Annotated in this window: 16 protein-coding genes and 1 tRNA gene; 12 read left to right on the top strand and 5 right to left on the bottom strand. The window is 41.2% G+C overall.

Annotated features, from left to right (window positions below):
* Positions 1-5: 5 nt before the first annotated feature.
* The 4 genes from lpxA (at position 6) to M8998_RS10240 (ending at position 2,760) form a co-directional block, all read left to right on the top strand.
* Entirely contained in the window at positions 6-800 is a 795-nt protein-coding gene (lpxA, locus tag M8998_RS10255; RefSeq protein WP_249994107.1) for an acyl-ACP--UDP-N-acetylglucosamine O-acyltransferase, read from the top strand.
* Between the two features lie 24 nt (positions 801-824).
* Positions 825-1,457 (top strand): ABC transporter ATP-binding protein, encoded by a 633-nt coding sequence (locus tag M8998_RS10250; protein WP_249992516.1) that lies wholly within the window; start codon positions 825-827, stop codon positions 1,455-1,457.
* A gap of 43 nt (positions 1,458-1,500) precedes the next feature.
* Positions 1,501-2,061 (top strand): elongation factor P, encoded by a 561-nt coding sequence (gene efp, locus M8998_RS10245; RefSeq protein ID WP_249992515.1) that lies wholly within the window; start codon positions 1,501-1,503, stop codon positions 2,059-2,061.
* Between the two features lie 123 nt (positions 2,062-2,184).
* Positions 2,185-2,760, top strand: a complete 576-nt coding sequence (locus M8998_RS10240; protein WP_249992514.1) for a 5-formyltetrahydrofolate cyclo-ligase — start codon at positions 2,185-2,187, stop codon at positions 2,758-2,760.
* Between the two features lie 78 nt (positions 2,761-2,838).
* On the opposite strand, the gene M8998_RS10235 is transcribed toward M8998_RS10240, so the two are convergent.
* Both M8998_RS10235 and gltX read right to left on the bottom strand, forming a co-directional pair.
* On the bottom strand, positions 2,839-3,738 hold the full coding sequence (locus M8998_RS10235) for a sugar phosphate isomerase/epimerase family protein (RefSeq protein WP_249992513.1): 900 nt from the start codon (positions 3,736-3,738) through the stop codon (positions 2,839-2,841).
* Positions 3,739-3,756: 18 nt separating this feature from the next.
* On the bottom strand, positions 3,757-5,277 hold the full coding sequence (gltX, locus tag M8998_RS10230; RefSeq protein WP_249992512.1) for a glutamate--tRNA ligase: 1,521 nt from the start codon (positions 5,275-5,277) through the stop codon (positions 3,757-3,759).
* A 94-nt stretch (positions 5,278-5,371) separates the two neighbouring features.
* On the opposite strand from gltX, the gene M8998_RS10225 reads away from it, so the two are divergent.
* Genes M8998_RS10225 through M8998_RS10215 form a run of 3 tightly spaced genes read left to right on the top strand, consistent with a single transcriptional unit; the run spans position 5,372 to position 7,542 of the window.
* Complete coding sequence (locus M8998_RS10225) at positions 5,372-6,610, top strand: sensor histidine kinase (RefSeq protein ID WP_249992511.1); 1,239 nt, start codon at positions 5,372-5,374, stop codon at positions 6,608-6,610.
* Positions 6,588-7,136 (top strand): DinB family protein, encoded by a 549-nt coding sequence (locus M8998_RS10220; protein WP_249992510.1) that lies wholly within the window; start codon positions 6,588-6,590, stop codon positions 7,134-7,136. The genes M8998_RS10225 and M8998_RS10220 overlap by 23 nt, the downstream gene beginning before the upstream one ends.
* Entirely contained in the window at positions 7,126-7,542 is a 417-nt protein-coding gene (locus tag M8998_RS10215; protein WP_249992509.1) for a hotdog fold thioesterase, read from the top strand. Before M8998_RS10220 ends, M8998_RS10215 begins: the two co-directional genes overlap by 11 nt.
* Before the next feature lie 47 nt (positions 7,543-7,589).
* Here M8998_RS10215 and M8998_RS10210 read toward each other — a convergent pair whose 3' ends face one another.
* Entirely contained in the window at positions 7,590-10,067 is a 2,478-nt protein-coding gene (locus M8998_RS10210; protein WP_249992508.1) for a beta-N-acetylhexosaminidase, read from the bottom strand.
* A 116-nt stretch (positions 10,068-10,183) separates the two neighbouring features.
* Between M8998_RS10210 and M8998_RS10205 the strand changes: the two genes are divergently transcribed.
* Positions 10,184-10,255 (top strand) — tRNA-Glu (locus M8998_RS10205).
* Positions 10,256-10,611: 356 nt separating this feature from the next.
* Here M8998_RS10205 and M8998_RS10200 read toward each other — a convergent pair.
* Together M8998_RS10200 and M8998_RS10195 are read right to left on the bottom strand one after the other, a co-directional pair.
* Positions 10,612-11,583, bottom strand: a complete 972-nt coding sequence (locus M8998_RS10200) for a recombinase family protein (RefSeq protein WP_249992507.1) — start codon at positions 11,581-11,583, stop codon at positions 10,612-10,614.
* Positions 11,584-11,588: 5 nt separating this feature from the next.
* Positions 11,589-12,080 carry a recombinase family protein gene (locus M8998_RS10195; RefSeq protein WP_249992506.1) on the bottom strand — a complete coding sequence of 164 codons (492 nt, stop codon included), beginning with the start codon at positions 12,078-12,080 and terminating at the stop codon, positions 11,589-11,591.
* 115 nt (positions 12,081-12,195) lie between these two features.
* On the opposite strand from M8998_RS10195, the gene M8998_RS10190 reads away from it, so the two are divergent.
* From M8998_RS10190 to M8998_RS10175, 4 genes are read left to right on the top strand one after another with little or no spacing between them, the layout of a single operon-like run.
* Positions 12,196-12,396 (top strand): helix-turn-helix domain-containing protein, encoded by a 201-nt coding sequence (locus M8998_RS10190; protein WP_249992505.1) that lies wholly within the window; start codon positions 12,196-12,198, stop codon positions 12,394-12,396.
* Between the two features lie 47 nt (positions 12,397-12,443).
* A complete protein-coding gene (locus tag M8998_RS10185; RefSeq protein WP_249992504.1) occupies positions 12,444-14,558 on the top strand; it encodes an ATP-dependent nuclease in 2,115 nt (704 codons plus the stop codon).
* Positions 14,555-16,330 carry a UvrD-helicase domain-containing protein gene (locus M8998_RS16300; RefSeq protein ID WP_249992503.1) on the top strand — a complete coding sequence of 592 codons (1,776 nt, stop codon included), beginning with the start codon at positions 14,555-14,557 and terminating at the stop codon, positions 16,328-16,330. The genes M8998_RS10185 and M8998_RS16300 overlap by 4 nt, the downstream gene beginning before the upstream one ends.
* Positions 16,331-16,378: 48 nt before the next feature.
* Positions 16,379-16,840 (top strand): dsDNA nuclease domain-containing protein, encoded by a 462-nt coding sequence (locus M8998_RS10175; RefSeq protein ID WP_249992502.1) that lies wholly within the window; start codon positions 16,379-16,381, stop codon positions 16,838-16,840.
* The last annotated feature ends 67 nt before the right edge of the window (positions 16,841-16,907 follow it).

Genomic DNA, 16,907 nt, shown 5'->3' with positions numbered 1-16,907 from the left:
ACATGATGATACAACCATTATCATACATACATCCTGATGCGCAAATTGCTCAGAATGTGGTTATTGAACCTTTTTCTACCATCCACAAAGATGTGGTGATTGGAGAAGGTACATGGATAGGCTCTAATGTGACGATCATGGATGGTGCGCGCATTGGAAAAAACTGTCGTATTTTTCCTGGAGCGATCATCTCGGGTGAGCCGCAAGACCTTAAGTTTGAAGGCGAAATCACAACAGCAGAAATTGGTGACAACACCACGATTCGTGAGTGTGTAACTATCAATAGAGGTACCAAAGATCGTTATCGTACGGTCATTGGTAAAAACTGTTTGATACAAGCGTACAGTCACATTGCGCACGATTGTTTCGTGGGAGATAACTGTATCTTCTCGAACTCCAGTACACTTGCCGGGCACATCACCGTAGGAGACTACGTGGTGTTGGCGGGGATGGTAGCGGTACACCAGTTCTGTAAAATTGGCTCGCATGCTTTTGTGACTGGTGGTACGCTCGTACGTAAGGATGTGCCGCCTTATATCAAAGCTGCCCGCGAACCCATTGCGTATGCCGGAATCAATTCAGTCGGCTTGCGTCGTCGTGGTTACACCAACGAGCAAATCAATGAAATTCAGAATATCTACCGTGTGCTTTTTGTAAAGCATAGTAATTTGGGTAAGGCTTTGGATTTGGTAGAAGCAGAATTTGAAGCAACAGAGCTGAGAGACGAGATTCTGGGCTTCGTACGCGCGTCGAACCGTGGCGTTGTAAAGGGTTTTGGACAAGGAAAAGCCAGTCTTTAACACAGCGTATATAATTCCAAGGAGTTGAACATTACGCTGCACGATATAGGAAGAAGGTATAACCGAGAGTGGATATTCAGACACTTAAGTTATACCTTTTCTGCTGGAAAGCGGTACGCTATTCTGGGGCCGAATGGTTCCGGAAAGTCGACGCTCATTAAGTTGCTGACGGGCAGTCTGTCGGCAAGTGAGGGTACAGTGCAGTATCAACCAGAGTTGCAACAAGCTTGTTCGATCGATGAGGTATACCAATACCTTACCATCGCAGCGCCTTACATGGAGTTGGTAGAGGAGTTCAGCCTGTCGGAATTGATTGACTTTCACTTCCAACACAAAAACTATTTGCCGGGCTACGACAAAGAATCACTTTTGCGATTGTCACAGCTGGAGGATGCCCGAGACAAAGAGATAAAACATTTCTCCTCGGGAATGAAGCAACGCCTTAAATTGGTACTTGCATGCTGTTCGGCCAGTGATTTAGTTTTTCTCGATGAGCCGACCAGCAACTTGGATGTACACGGAGAAAACTGGTATCTGGATCTGGTGGAGCAAACTATTGGCATCGAGCGTATACTCATTATTGGCTCCAACCAGCCAAAGGAATATGCTTTTTGTGATGAACATTTGGATATCCAAAACTACAAGCTTTTTAAATAACCACGGATTTTTCTATTTTTGAGTCCGAAATAAAAGAATAATTATGGCTAAAGCATCAGACGTAAAATCTGGGAATATATTGCGTTTCAACGGAGAGTTGGTAAGCGTAGATGAATTTTTGCACCGCACACCAGGCAATCTACGTGCATTTTACCAAGCAAAAATGCGTAACCTGAAGACAGGGAAATTGGTTGAATACCGCTTCAGAACAGACGAAGAGGTGGAGATTGCACGCGTGGAAACCAATGACTATCAATACCTGTACGATGATGGCGACTTTTTCGTGATCATGGACAATGACAGCTATGAGCAGTTCAATGTGCCAAAATCACTTTTTGGTGATAGTGCCCGCTTTCTGAAAGAAGGTATGAACGTGATCGTGGCTTTCGAAAGCGAAGAACCGATCATGGCGCAAGCGCCTACCACTGTTGATTTGGAAATCACCTACACAGAGCCCGCTGTAAAAGGAGATACCTCTACCAACGCATTGAAAAGTGCGACGGTAGAAACCGGTGTAGAGATTCGTGTGCCTCTATTTGTTAATCAGGGAGACCGCGTGAAAGTAGATACCCGTACTGGAGATTATATTGAGCGTGTCAAATAAGAGAGACGAGCTTATTATTCCTTAAGTAATATAGAAAACGGCCTGTGGTAAGTTCCAAAGGCCGTTTTCGTATTTTAGGATGGGTTTTTAAAGGTCGATACGTGTGAAAATAGTGGAAAAAACATGACGAAAGATACTCTTAGGACAATATATAAAGCCAAGCGCATGGCGCTTATGCCGGAAGAAAAGCAGCTGCTGGACGATGAGATACTCAACGGATTGAAAAGTTTGGATTTATCCAGCGTATCCTACTTGCATGTATACCTACCCATAGTGAAGTGGAATGAGTACGATACCTATCCATTCATTTATTGGCTTCGCCAGCATCATCCTGCGGTGCACATTGTCGTGTCGATATCCGAATTTGAGAAAGGGACATTGCAGCATTATGTCTGGAATAAGGAGTCTGTCGTGGCTAATGTTTGGGGGATTCCAGAAATTATTGTGCAGCCAGACACCGTGCATGTCGATCCACAAGCTATAGATTTGATCTTGATCCCCTTATTGGTTTGCGATCGCGATGGAAATCGTATTGGTTATGGAAAAGGGTTTTATGATCGTTTTCTACAAGGATGTAAAACAGACGTCCAAAAGGTAGGTATATCCTATTTTGATCCGATGGAAGAACAGATACCCGCAGATAGGTGGGATGTGCCTCTGGACAGCCTCATCACTCCCACTGGCAGCATACGTTTTTAGCAATACAAGATTGATTATGCCACAAAAAAAGCGATCAAGTCTTTCGTCTTGATCGCTTTTTTTGTGTGTTTCCTGCGGTTACAATGCTTGTCTGAATTTTTCTACACTGGCTTTTACATCACCCGTGTTGTTTTCCCAGTTATGCTCATACTCCGCGGAGATCATCCCTTTAAATTGCTGACGTTTCAGCTCTTCGATAATCTGTGGCATACCAATTACCCCAGTGCCCCAGTGTACGTCGTGTGCTGCCTTATCGTTGGCTACGTTTAAATCTTTAAAGTGTACATGGAAAACTTTTCCTTCCAATTTTTTCAAAGATTCTACAGGGTTCAATCCCGAACGCTCCCAATGACCTACATCGGCTGCTGCACCCATCTTGTCGCTTCTACCTTCAATCGCTTTCAAAACGATCGCAGGATCCCAGTACGTAGAAGGCTCTGGGTGGTTATGTATCGCTACTTTGATGTTATATTCATCACATAGTTTAGACAGGATATCCAAATGTGCCTCTTTAGGCTCGCAAACCACCACCTGTATGCCCATCTCTTTCGCAAAATCAAAGATCTGACGCCACTCTGCTTCATCTTTACCATCCACCACGCCGTAGGCGTTCAACGTAATACCATGCTCAGACAATAGTTCTTTCGCTTTTTTCCTACCCTCTGCATTAAGCTGATGGCCGGTTTTTTCTGAACTACCTTTAGTAAGATCTTGTCCTGGATACATTTCTACATGCTGTAAGCCAGCCTCTTTAATCTTATGTAAGGCCTCCTCGAAAGAGAATAAGCGAAAGGTGTAGGCTTGAGCGCCTAGCTTCCATCCTAGTTCTTCTTCTGGATAACTTGCCGCAACAGCTGCCGTGGTATCGGTAGTTTCTTCCGTCTCCTTATTGGACGATGAATGGTTGTTACAAGCAGTTGTAGTCCATGCTAGCATGGCCACCAAAGCTGCCTGTAGCATGGTGTTTTGTAGTTTCATAGTGATGTTTATTAGTGATTAGTCTTGTATAATTCTTAATCCATTTTTTATGCGTTGTACAACCTGTTCTTTTCCAAGTGTCTCTGCGATCACAAATACATCTGGGCCAAATTTTCCACCGACCAACATGATACGCAATGGCAGCATCAATTCCCCTACTTTGAGTCCGGACTGTGCTATTTTATCCTTAAATAGGGTTTCTATATTACTCGCGGCCCATTCGTCCTGCGCTTCAAAAACGGTAATTATTTTTTCGAAAAAAGTTGTTTTTTCTGCTGTCCACTTTGGCTTTACAGCAGCACTATCCAATGATTCTGGTGCTTGAAAAAAGTAGGAAGCATGCTCCCAGAAATCGGCAATAAACGTCATCCGATCTTTAACCAAAGCTAATAGGGTATTTATTTTTTCTACCGCTGCCTGAATGCCTTTTTCTACTAATAGTGCTGCGATCTTCGGGACCAATTCTTCATTCGGAGTACGTTGAATCCATTCTCTGTTGAACCATTTCGCTTTCTCAAAATCAAACTTAGCGCCCGCTTTACTAATACGATCTACGGAGAACTTTTCAATAAGCTGATTCAGGGTAAAAAATTCTTCCTCCGTACCATCGTTCCAGCCCAACATGGCCAACATGTTTACAAATGCTTCGGGTAGGAAACCCTTCTCGCGAAATCCTACGGTGGTATCTCCGGAAGTAGGATCTGTCCAATTCATAGCATAGACTGGGAAGCCCAGGCGATCGCCATCCCGTTTGCTTAACTTTCCATTACCGTCTGGTTTTAAGATTAACGGTAAATGAGCCCATTGTGGCATCTCCTGTTTCCAGCCGAGATATTCCCATAGCAAGATGTGAACAGGGGCAGACGGCAACCACTCTTCTCCACGGAAGACGTGAGAAATTTCCATCGCCTTATCATCCACGACAACCGCAAGATGGTAGGTTGGCATACCATCCGCTTTTAGCAACACTTTGTCATCAATCAGTTTGGTCTCGAAGACCACACGTTCCCGTATCATATCCTCAAAAGAGACCGTACCTTCTTCAGGCATTTTGATCCGGATAGTGTGCGGATGGCCTTCTGCTAAAAGTTTGGAGACTTCTGCTTCATCTAAGCTCAGTGAGTTACGAAGACTCATGCGATTTTCATGACTATAGCGAAAGTTTGGTTGTAATTTACGCTGTTCGTCCAGCTCTTCGGCCGTGTCGAAAGCATAATAGGCATGTCCGGATTGAATCAACTGCTCCGCGTATTGACGATAAGAAGGCTTCCTTTCGCTTTGGCGATAGGGCCCGACTGCACCGGGTTTTTCTGGACTTTCATCCGGGGCGATGCCACACCAGGCGAGACATTCGTTGATATACGCTTCGGCACCAGCAACAAAACGGGTTTGATCGGTATCCTCGATGCGAAGAATAAAATCTCCGTCGTGGTGCTTTGCAAACAGATAATTGAACAATGCGGTACGTACGCCCCCTAGATGTAGACCGCCTGTCGGGCTGGGCGCGAAGCGCACCCGGACTTTCTTTTCCAAACTCATAAGAACAAAACTACGTATTATTTCCCGATCATAGGGGCGCATAACCGCTCCTACTAACTAGAAAATGCCTATTTTGTAGCGCGATTAAGAATTTATGCAAAGAAATCCGTACCGCCATCATCGGCAACATTGGAAACTATTTCTATTTTTATTTGCCGCCATGATTGCGGCTGCATCTCTTTTGTATACCAATTACCTCACCAAAAGCCTTTCGAAATCCGAACGGACGAAAGCAGAGGTGTGGGCCATGAGTACACGGAGCATTGTATCGTTGCCCGATGTAAATGACGAGTTCATAAGCTTTATTTACGCGGTGCGTGATAGTCTTTCCTTGCCCGCAATTATCACTGACGACGCTGGAGATATTATTTTTTGGCGTGATCTGGATAGTACACGAACAAATATCTCGGTGGACCCGGCGGATACTTTGGCACAACCGCTTGTCTATGATCCAGGCTATTTTGCAAAGGAATTGGCCGAGATGCGCAGGCGCCATGCCCCCATCATTATCGAACTGGAAACCGGGCAAAAGTGGTTTGTATTTTATAAGGATTCGGATGCGCTTCGGCAATTGCGCATCTTCCCCTATATTCAACTTTCGTTGATCGCGATCTTCCTCATCATTGCGTATACAGTATTCAATTCTATCAAACGATCGGAGGAAAACTTGGTATGGGTTGGGATGGCCAAAGAGGCAGCGCATCAGCTCGGCACGCCTATCTCTTCTCTGATGGGATGGCTGGAGTTGGCTAGGGTAACATTTGAGTCGGAAGATAATACCCTTTTTGATGAGATGGAGCGAGATGTCTATCGCTTAGAAGTGGTGGCCGACCGTTTTTCCAAAATTGGCTCCGATCCGCACCTATCTAACCACAATATTTTCGAAGTGGTTAAAGACTATATGGATTATTTCCGGGTGCGCACCAGTGGCCGTATCTCTTTTGTACTAGAAGGTGACCAACATGTGGAGGCCATGCTGAATGTACAACTATTTGACTGGATTATAGAAAACCTACTAAAGAATGCGGTCAACGCGATTGAGTCGGAAGGAAAGGTGCATATTCATATTTTTGAAAACATCGCAAAGGAAGAGATCTTCATGGATGTGAGCGATACGGGGAGAGGAGTTCCCAGGTCTAACTGGGAATCGATATTTTTACCCGGATTTACTACCCGTAAACGTGGATGGGGCCTTGGCCTCAGCCTCACCAAACGTATGGTTAAGCTGCATCGTGGCCAGATATTTGTGAAAGAATCGGAAGTAGGGAAGGGCACTACATTCAGAATAATTTTAAAAAGTAATTTGCGATATGAACCAACTGAAATCGGATGATTTTCCGGCGTTTTACAGGGGATACATTGAGAGTGTGACTAACCCAGTAATGGATGAATTAATGGAGCAGTTAACCTCTTTTCCTTTATTTGTGCGCGATATACCCAAGGATAAAGAAACGTATCGCTATACCGAAGACAAATGGACGGTCAAGGAAGTGCTATGCCATATCCTAGATAGTGAGCGTGTGATGGCTTATCGTGCGCTGCGTTTCGCCCGAAATGATATGACGGCATTAGCCTCATTCGAACAGGATGAATTCGTGGCCAATGGACGGCACGATGAACGTAGTCTGGAGAGTATCGTCAAGGAATTTACAGCATTAAGGCAGTCGAATATTTGTCTATTTGAGACCTTTAACGAGACAGAGTTGAACAGAAAAGGCATGGCCTCCGATCGACTAATAAGCGTGCAGGCATTTCTTTACATCATAGCAGGACACTTGAATCATCACCGCACGGTATTAGCTACTCGTTACCTAAAGGAGGATAGTAGCAATAATAATCAGCAAGAGCATGTGGTTTAAGGAATATAGTCTAGAGGAAATCAACACACTTTTCGCAAAGAATATGACGGGTTTTCTTGGAATAGAGGCGGTTGAAATTCGTGATGATGCTATTATAGCACGTATGCCGATTACTGATAAAGTCAAGCAGCCCTATGGTTTATTGCATGGCGGCGCATCGGTAGTGCTTGCCGAGTCGGTAGGAAGTGTAGCCACGAATCTGATCGTGGACCCGGATAAATATGTGGGTGTAGGACTCGAAGTCAATGCTAATCACCTGCGCCCTGTTTTATCAGGGGAAGTAATCGCTACGTGTACGCCATTACATATTGGCGGTAAAACGCATATCTGGGATATCAAAATACGAGATAGTAAAGGTAAGCTGACTTGTGTATCTCGCCTAACTGTTGCCATCATCCGTAAATAACAACACCAAACGCCTATTGAAACGACGTTTGGTGATTTTGAGCATTGTTATTGTTGCGTGTAGGTGCTCACACGGCCTTTACGGCCATCCACATCTGTGGTAAAAACCTGAATTTTCTCGCCCACCTTCAAGGATAAGCCTTCTGAAGGAAATGGTTTTGCTGATGTGTTTTCTCGGGTACCTACTGTATAGTGAATTGGAAAGCCTGGGTATTCGGCATTAGCCATTAACTTGCCGTCTTTCTCTTTCAAACCAACTGCTGGTAAACGGTAATGAAAGCCACCAGCAAAGCGGCGTAACTTCGGTAGCTCCGTGCTACCCACCTTGTCAATAAATTCAGCATACCTTTTATCAAACGCTTTTTTGTCGAAGTTGGCTTCGCTTTCCCATTCGGTTGCTGGTGCCCAGGCACGCTCAGCCAACGCGAAGAAGCGCGGGAAGATCATATAATCCAGCGCATCATTATCCAATACGGTTTCTGCCCAAAGCGCACCTTTCAGGCCAACAAGGTGTATTGCGCCTTCCGGTGTCAACCTAGTCTTCTTTGCAAAATAACTCTCTTCCAACGGCTTGCCGCGATCGGTATATTTTATATTGGCAAAGTAGCTTTCTGGAAGTAGAGAGTAGGCATGATATAAATCCGTTTTTGATGCCCAGGTTAGGCCAGGTTCTTCAAAACGGTTGTCCCATGCCATATCAAAGTAGAAATTACTGGCGCTCACGAAAACGGTGTTGTGTCCGGCATTAGCCAACTTATAGGCTAGATCTTCCTGCCCGCCACCAATGGTATTATTCCACACATCCAGTACGAATCCGCGATCCGCAAAGGCTTCATTCACTTCCATACCCTTGCCACGGTTTACCATCCCGATCTCTTCCCATCCGGCCATGGTGAGTTGTTTCTCTTCGAGAATAGCGTGCACACGATCAATATAATACGTCCACACTTCATGTACGGAAGAATAACCTTTTTCTTTCATCAAGGCTTGCACTAAGGGTGATCCTTCCCAAGATCCAGTCGGTAATTCATCTCCACCAATGGAGATCAGCTGTAGTGGCACATCCGCTTCCTGATACATACTTTTGATTTCATCTACGATATGAGCAATGAAACGATAGGTGCCGGACATGGCAGGATTCATCACATTGTCTTGCCAGTATTGTGCGGAAAAGTAGGTAGAGGTATCTTGAAAATCATTCATTAAGAATCGTTCTGCTTCTTCCTTTTGTCCTTCTTTCAGCAATCGGTGATACCGCGCTTCCATGGCCTTTACTGCTGCCCGGGCATGTCCTGGCGTCTCGACTTCCGGGATCACCGTAATGAATCGCTCGTTTGCGTAGCGCAAAAGGGCTTTAAATTCTTCTTTTGAGAGGTATTGCTTTTCCTTCACGTGGGCTCCTGATCCATACGACGGTTGAATGCCGGATCCATCCGCATACTGAGGTGTTCTGTTTGCTCCGATAGCCGTCAACTCAGGTAGGGAGGGGATTTCTAATCGCCATCCTTCATCATCGATGAGGTGAAGGTGCAGTTTATTCAACTTGTACCGCGCCATCACATCTATATAACGTTTTAGCGTTTTCAAATCTTTAAAGTTTCGAGAAATGTCCAACATCAAGCCCCGGTAGCCATAGCGCGGGGCGTCCTCAACCTGTACAAAAGGAACGGATATAGATTTGCTTTCAGGATAGTTAGCAGGGAATAATGATATCAGAGACTGGATACCATAGAATGTCCCTTTTGCATGACTGGCTTGCAAGCGTATGCCGTTGGCGTCTATAGATAGCCGATAGGCATCGTCGGCAAGTCCATCAATTTTTTGAATCGCCAGTTGTGCTTTTTCCGGCTGGTTGACATTTTTAGGCTTCCACCTCGAGAAATCTTGGTGTATCTCCTTAAATGTACCAGAAAGATCTTTTGCTAATGCCGCGTCGATGTAAAAAGAAAAACCGGTGCTGATTTCATAACGACCCGTTGATGCGGTTATGGATTGCGGTGTGGGTAAGATGAGCTGTGATTCATCACCTTCGAATAGTGCATTTTTGTCGTACAGGTCGGCAAGCATTTTTATATGCTTTTCTCTGGATAAGTTTGGCGCAGTAATATGCGGGTCAGGTAATGAAGTTACCTGCCTTGGGTCTTTGCGCGACTGTAAATAGAAGCCGTTTGGCGCAATGGATATATGCGTAATTGGAAAATCCGTACTATAGGTGATGACTAAAGAATCGCGATTCGCTAGACTAATTGGTTCTTTAAAGCTGATGCGGTATAGATTTCCATTTTCGTCTGATAGCGTGTATTTGATATGGCCTTGCTCCTTAATGTGATAATTAGAATTAAACCATAGATCGTATGCGCTCATGTCCAATACCTTGTCATGATTGTTCTTCAATACAATATCAAACTGCTTTCCTGTAGTATCTTGATGAGAAGCTCGCCAGGTTAGCGTGTAGGGCTGTTTTTGGGCATGCCCTATAGTTAGGGCAATGAGGTAAACAAAAAGTGATAGGCCTATTTTTTTCATCTGGTTCGTTTTACGTTGCTCTAAAATAGCTTTTTTAATAAGTAGCTGCAATTTTTTGAAAATAATTTTGATGTATATAGATATAATTCTATATTTGCACACCGAAACAGAAAAATGGCCCGTTCGTCTAGGGGTTAGGACGCCAGATTTTCATTCTGGTAACAGGGGTTCGATTCCCCTACGGGCTACTTAAGGAGATTTCATAAATTTGAAATCTCCTTTTTTTATGGCAATAAAAATCTAATAACCAATATTTTATAATCGAATTATTTAGAGTTCGATATTTACGGTAAAATTCTTTAGATTTTTTGCTGGGATAGTCTTACAAACCATTCAGAAGCGAAGGTTATTGCATTTTTTCCAGAGTTCGAAATCTCTTTAAGGTTCTGATGTATTTTCTTCTTCTGGTTTCGTGTGATTTTTAGCCATTAGATATAGAAAATCTAGAATAACTACGGCCTCACTATCGTCCACGTGGATGCCATTTTTTGCTAAAATAGTAATTGTTTTTTTAACGGAAATCCTTTTATCTATGAAGTTCATATTAACTGCTTTTTGCGTTTCTTTTTGTTTCTAGTATTTTTGATAATGCACTGTTTAAGTCCAAAGAGATATCTCCCGTTTGGAAGTCAACTTTAAGTGGCGGGATGAGATTGACAAGATGTTTTTTATCCGCCGTATCCAAGTATGGGAATCCCTGGAAAATATTTACAAACGATCTGTCCTTGGAATAGATCTGCTTATCAATATTTCCTAATTTAGTATTGATATCTTGTAGTTCTCTTTTCAGGCTTTTGGAATTAGCGTTGCACTCCCTTTTTAATTCGGTGTAGTCATTGAGGTCTAATACCGCTCCTACAAATAATTTCCGGGAGTGAGAAAGGATGGATTCCTGTTCGTTTAATCTCCTGACAACTATGTTTCGTTCCTGTACATGTTGGGCTTTTAGTGTTTTTGTATTCCAATCCTCTAAAATGCTATTAAATAGATCAACTGCTCCGCTCGCAAGTACCATTTGTCGAAGTCCCTCGTGGTATCTTTCATTTAAAAGAGAAGCATTTATTCTTGTCTTACATCTTCCATAGCAATGGTAGTATGGGTACTTTCTTGTTTTGCCCTGAGAAATACTCCCGCATATATTTCGGCCACAAAGGGGACAGACCAAAAAGCCTTTTAAAAAAAACATCGCCTTCAGATTATCTTTCTTAGCGGTGACTTTTCTCTTCGTTGTGATGATTCGCTGAACCTCATGATACAGGGTTTCCGAGATCAGAGGATCATGAATACCTTTTATCATGTGCTGTTCTTGCGCATTGATTTTTATTGGAATAAGGCCACAATAAGCAGGATTGCGAATAATCCTGAAAAAGTGAGACCGGGAGCATTTCAAACCCTTCTCTTCAGCCATCTTTCTGATATCCTCTATTCTGTGTATATTCTTAGCAAGTTGGTGGAAGACCCATGTTATTATCCCTGCCTCGGGTTGCTTGGGAGCGATGATTTTTTTACCGTCCATTTTGGTCAGGTTGATGAAGCCCAAAGGGGCTCTGCTGGGATATCTCCCCGTCTGCTTTGCTCGTCGCATACCATTGCTGTATTCATCGCTCTTCTGCGGTTCTCTGCTTCAGGTACCGAAAGGTAGACGGCAAGCATAACCGTACTTTCCGGCACCGAAAAATCTATAGGTTGATCGATGGCCATTGCAGTTGTCTTGTATTTTCGAAGCAGGCCTATCATCTCGTATGCGTATTCAATATTCCGGCTGAACCGGTCCCATTTGATAAATAGTATGTTCTTATCTTCTTTGGATTTGCTTTTTACTATTGTAACTAACCTTTTCCACTCTGGGCGGTTGAAGTCCTTGGCTGAATAGTCTTCCCGATAGATGCCCTTGACAACTATGCTGCTGTGCTCGCAATATTTTAATAACCGATCTTCCTGTTCTGGCAAGGAGTAACCTTTTCTTTTTTGTTCGTCCGTGCTTACGCGGACGTATAGATAAGCTGTTTTCATATGAATAATGTGTTATTTGATTTTCAAGGTTAGCATTTCTTGCAGACAACACATCTCATTTCATGATATATTTTTAGATGAAAATGTTATCTTTATGTTCAAACTTTTTAAAACAATGAATCGTATTAAAGAAGTTTTGGAAGAAAAAGGCGTTAAGCAGACCTGGTTAGCTGAAAAATTAGGTAAAAGCTACAATATGGTCAATTCATACGTACAGAATAGAAGGCAGCCAAGTTTGGATATATTAAATGAAATAGCAGGAATACTTGATGTTGATGTAAGGATTCTAATCGTATCAAATAGGAAAACATTATAATATTCAGATTTTTTCAAAATATCAATTTTAAACACTTAACCTAAATTATGTTTATTTCTTCTCTCGCTATTCGTAATTTTAGAAATTTCAAGCAAGCCAAATTCAATTTCAAAAATGGCATAAATACAATTATTGGAGAAAATGGATCCGGCAAGACCAATCTATTCTATGCACTAAGGATATTACTTGATGATACAATGCCAAGATATATCAAGTTTTACCCAAGTGACTTTAATAGGTCACTGGGCAACCAATGGGTGGGACATTGGATAATTATTTCCCTTGAATTTGAAAATCTTGATACAAGTGAAGAAGCCCAAGCGCTAGCTGTTCAAACCAGTGGTCATATGGATAGTGTCAATAAAGGCAGTTATTCCGTTTATTTTCGTCCAAAGTATCAATTCAGAAAAGAACTGTATGACTACTCACAAACTGGTGGAAAGAACGAGGCTGATCTTCAACTATTGTTAAACAAAATAACTATCGAAGATTATGAAGCTGTTTATTTAAGTCGTGGTATGGGAGATTTTAGCGATAATGCTACTTATAAAAGATACGTGGGAGACTTTGAATCAATTGAATTTCCTGACCCTGATGAAAAAGAAGATTTAATATTTGGCACGTGGCTGCCGAGAGAAATAAACATTCACAATGAAGTATCTTGCACATTTATTAAAGCTTTGAGAGATGTAGAAAGTGACTTGCGATCCTATGCCAATAATCCTTTAGTAAACCTACTTAGAGGAAAAGAAAAAACCGTAGAAGTAACTAAGCAAAATGACATCATAGACAGCATTGATAAACTTAATGATCAAATAAGTTCTCTTGATGAGGTACAAAGTGTCAGAAAGGGCATTGACAAAAGCATAAAAGAAGCTGTAGGAACAACTTATGCCCCTAATATTAATATCAAATCCGAACTTCCTAATGAAATGGAAAAGCTTTTCCAATCTCTTAAATTATGGGTGGGTGATCCTGACGATGATGGGTACGAGGGTCGGATATGGGAGTTAAGCTTGGGTGGAGCAAATCTTATCTATTTATCACTAAAGCTACTTGAATACGAAAGAGTCAAGACGGATAAAATTGCTAACTTTCTTTTAATTGAAGAACCTGAAGCACACATCCATACACATATTCAGAAGACCCTGTTTGATAATCTTAAAGAGAACAAAACTCAGGTTATTATCAGTACTCACTCCACACATATATCTTCGGTTAGTAAAATCAGTAGTGTTAATATCCTTTGCAGAGGCAAACAAGAAGCTCATGTGTTTCATCCATCCAACAATTTAGATGAAAATGAAATTGGCAGAATTGAACGATATTTAGATGCTGTACGCAGTAATCTTCTTTTCGCCAAGGGTATTTTATTGGTAGAAGGTGATGCGGAGCAAATCCTCATCCCGGCGATGTTCAAAAGGGTATTTGGATTATCACTTGATGAAATAGGTGTAAGTCTAGTGAATATAGGAAGCACAGGATTTGCCAATGTTGCCAGACTTTTTCATGAAGATCGAATTAATAAATGCTGTGCCATTATTACTGATTATGACCAGTCAATTGTGACACTACCGGACAATCCAGATGATGATACGGACTATGAGAAGCACTGTCGCGCTTCTCAGGAAAAAGGGGAAGAGAGAAAAGCACACTTAGATTCTTTTTGTGATGGAAACGCTTTCTTAAAACCTTTTTATTCAAAATATACTTTCGAAGTAGACTTATTGATGAATGGGAATAGTTTTGAATTTGTCAATTGTCTTAACAAAATCTATAAACGAGCAACTAACGTTCAGAAATCAAAAGATAAGTTAGAGAATAGCTCCGTCGAAATCGCCGGTGTTGAAGCATTAAGATTGGCGGAAAAATATGGCAAAGGCTGGTTGGCATTATTACTGGCGGAACAACTAGTCTACAACACTTTCATACCAGACTATATCTTAGAAGCCATAGCATTTGCATCTTCTCATCTCAATCTGGCGTCGAAAGCAAAAGCTATAAACTATCGTCTAAAAGCTATACGAAGTCACAAAGATGCTGGGGATTATGATACAGCCCAGAAATTTATTGAAAAAGGAAAAACACCGGAACAACTGGTGGTTGACTTTTGTGCCTCGTTCGAAAATGACCAATTAACTAAATTTTTCAACTTATTGTGATCCTATCGAAATTAAGTGACGAACAAAAAGCCGCTGTCCAACAAGATGGTCATGTTTTATTGACAGCATGCCCTGGCAGTGGTAAAACGAGAGTTATAATTCATAAGCTTGCTTATGAAGTGTCCAATATTGAAGCACACAGCAAAAAAAGAGTCGCTGCGTTAACTTTTACAGTTCGAGCTGCCGAAGAAATTTTTCGAAGATTGAATGCTATGGGTATAAATAGCAGTAGAATTTGGTCGGGAACCCTGCATTCCTTCTGTCTGGAATGGATTATAAAACCGTATTCATGTTATTTACCGGAGTTAAGAAATGGATATTCAATTGCTGATGAAACTTTCTGTTCAGACCTCCTGGATACACTTAAAGCCAAGCATAATTTAAAATCAATTGATCCTGTTAATCTTCGTTTTAACAGGGACGGTAGTTTCGTTGAACCTAAGTCTGTTCAGCGGAATCTACTGAAAGAGTACCACGAAATTCTAAAAAGTAAAAGGTTAATTGATTTCGAACTCCTGCTCTATTACTCCTATCTGATTTTAGTCAATCATCCTAAAATTCAGGCTACCTTATCAAATTTATTTAAGTTAATCTGTGTTGATGAATACCAGGATACACAAGACCTATTATATGCAATTATTTCACTAATCATTAAAGCTGGAAAGGGGAAAACGTCGCTATTTCTTGTAGGTGATACAGATCAGGCAATATATGCATCATTGGGAGGCATCGCAAAAAACATAGACGAGGTTAGCGCCGAAATTAACAATATGCCAATTACCCCTCTGACCCTAACCGGTAATTATAGGACATGCCAAAGAGTTATTGACTTTTACAGCCATTTTCAAACACAGAAAATCGAAATTCGGGCAGCGGGACATAATGCAGAAGAAATTGGATGTATTACATTTAATAATACGGTAAGCCAATCTCATATTGTAGATGAAATTGCAAGCTTGATTAAGCTGAGCATTATTAAAGGAATCCCCGAAGATGAAATTTGTGTACTCGTGCCACAATGGTGGTTAATAACAAATATTTCAAAAAAACTAAGAGCTATTCTACCAAATGTCAATTTTGATGCCTCTGGCTTGGCTCCGATGTCGAAAAATCGTGAGAATATTTGGTACAAATTGTCACGATTACTTCTAACGCAGCCTAACCCAAAGATATATTCTTTAAGATACAGGTGGACAGCGGAATTAATCGATAATTTCAGAATTCAAACTAATACGGAATTAGAAGAGAAATATTTGACCGAAAGAGCTTTACTAAAGCTTATAAATTCAATAAAATCCAATGAAGATGAAGGCATTGATTACTTAAATGATTGTTTCGATCAATTTGTTGGTGCTATCGGTGTTGACTACAAAAGGTATCCAAACCTTGTAGAAAGCAGAAAACAGTTTTTTGATACAATAGAGAAGAGACTTAACGACCCAACATTTACTATCCCAAGTGACATTCAGACATTTAAAAGTTTTTATAGAGAAATGACAGGTGTTGTTATAAATACCTGTGTGGGAGTTAAAGGAGAAGAGTTTGAAACTGTAATTGCTTATGGGTTATTGAATGGGTATATTCCTCATTGGAATGAAATATTTTCTGGAAACGCCATTGAAGCCTCGAAAAAACTCCTGTATGTGATCTGTTCCCGTGCTAAAACAAACCTCCATCTCATAAGCGAAACTGGTAGAAAAACAAAAAAGGGGGACGCTCTTTTAATTACGCCTGAATTAGAAAACGTTGTTTTTGAATATGATGTGGTCTGAACTATTATGCATTTGTTGTTGGATCGTAGAATAAAAAATCATTAGAAGATGAGAGCTGAACCTAAAACCACAACCCTAAAACAAGTTACTGAAAACTTAGATAACATTTTACAGAAAAGAAATGGAGGAGCCACCAACTTTAGAGGAATTCATTTTCAAATACTTTATGCCTGTTATTTAATACTACAAGAGCTAAAAAAGGATGCAAAAACAAAATTCATACAATTGGAGGGAATTGAGGACATCGACTTGCATACGTCTCAAACTATTACTATTGATTCCGAATATATCCAATTAAAGTCATCTGTTAATAAAATGGATGCTGGCACTTTTTGGGGATTAGGAGTTCTTCAGAATTTCCTAGAAGTGTACGAAAAAAATCCTGACAGCAGATTTAAACTTGTCTATAACATGAAGATTGCAGATGGAAACCTCTCTACGCTCATAAGCAAAAGACAAGGACAGCCGCTTTCGAAATACTGGATCGACAAATTGGAAACACTATCTTAGAACACAAATTTTAGTGATTTTGGAGATAGGATTTCTTTTGAACCCCAATCAACAAATGAATTATATG

Source organism: Sphingobacterium sp. lm-10 (assembly GCF_023554555.1).
In the GTDB taxonomy this organism is placed as follows: Bacteria; Bacteroidota; Bacteroidia; order Sphingobacteriales; family Sphingobacteriaceae; genus Sphingobacterium.
The sequence above is the reverse complement of the archived record's forward strand: the minus strand, read 5'-3'. Positions and strand labels throughout refer to the sequence as shown.

What these genes read in the sequence shown, in the direction of transcription:
- lpxA (WP_249994107.1), top strand. Translation starts at nt 6, where the DNA reads ATGATACAACCATTATCATACATACATCCTGATGCGCAAATTGCTCAG.
- efp (WP_249992515.1), top strand. Translation starts at nt 1,501, where the DNA reads ATGGCTAAAGCATCAGACGTAAAATCTGGGAATATATTGCGTTTCAAC.
- M8998_RS10240 (WP_249992514.1), top strand. Translation starts at nt 2,185, where the DNA reads ATGACGAAAGATACTCTTAGGACAATATATAAAGCCAAGCGCATGGCG.
- M8998_RS10235 (WP_249992513.1), bottom strand. Translation starts at nt 3,738, where the DNA reads ATGAAACTACAAAACACCATGCTACAGGCAGCTTTGGTGGCCATGCTA.
- gltX (WP_249992512.1), bottom strand. Translation starts at nt 5,277, where the DNA reads ATGAGTTTGGAAAAGAAAGTCCGGGTGCGCTTCGCGCCCAGCCCGACA.
- M8998_RS10225 (WP_249992511.1), top strand. Translation starts at nt 5,372, where the DNA reads ATGCAAAGAAATCCGTACCGCCATCATCGGCAACATTGGAAACTATTT.
- M8998_RS10220 (WP_249992510.1), top strand. Translation starts at nt 6,588, where the DNA reads ATGAACCAACTGAAATCGGATGATTTTCCGGCGTTTTACAGGGGATAC.
- M8998_RS10215 (WP_249992509.1), top strand. Translation starts at nt 7,126, where the DNA reads ATGTGGTTTAAGGAATATAGTCTAGAGGAAATCAACACACTTTTCGCA.
- M8998_RS10210 (WP_249992508.1), bottom strand. Translation starts at nt 10,067, where the DNA reads ATGAAAAAAATAGGCCTATCACTTTTTGTTTACCTCATTGCCCTAACT.
- M8998_RS10200 (WP_249992507.1), bottom strand. Translation starts at nt 11,583, where the DNA reads ATGGACGGTAAAAAAATCATCGCTCCCAAGCAACCCGAGGCAGGGATA.
- M8998_RS10195 (WP_249992506.1), bottom strand. Translation starts at nt 12,080, where the DNA reads ATGAAAACAGCTTATCTATACGTCCGCGTAAGCACGGACGAACAAAAA.
- M8998_RS10190 (WP_249992505.1), top strand. Translation starts at nt 12,196, where the DNA reads ATGAATCGTATTAAAGAAGTTTTGGAAGAAAAAGGCGTTAAGCAGACC.
- M8998_RS10185 (WP_249992504.1), top strand. Translation starts at nt 12,444, where the DNA reads ATGTTTATTTCTTCTCTCGCTATTCGTAATTTTAGAAATTTCAAGCAA.
- M8998_RS10175 (WP_249992502.1), top strand. Translation starts at nt 16,379, where the DNA reads ATGAGAGCTGAACCTAAAACCACAACCCTAAAACAAGTTACTGAAAAC.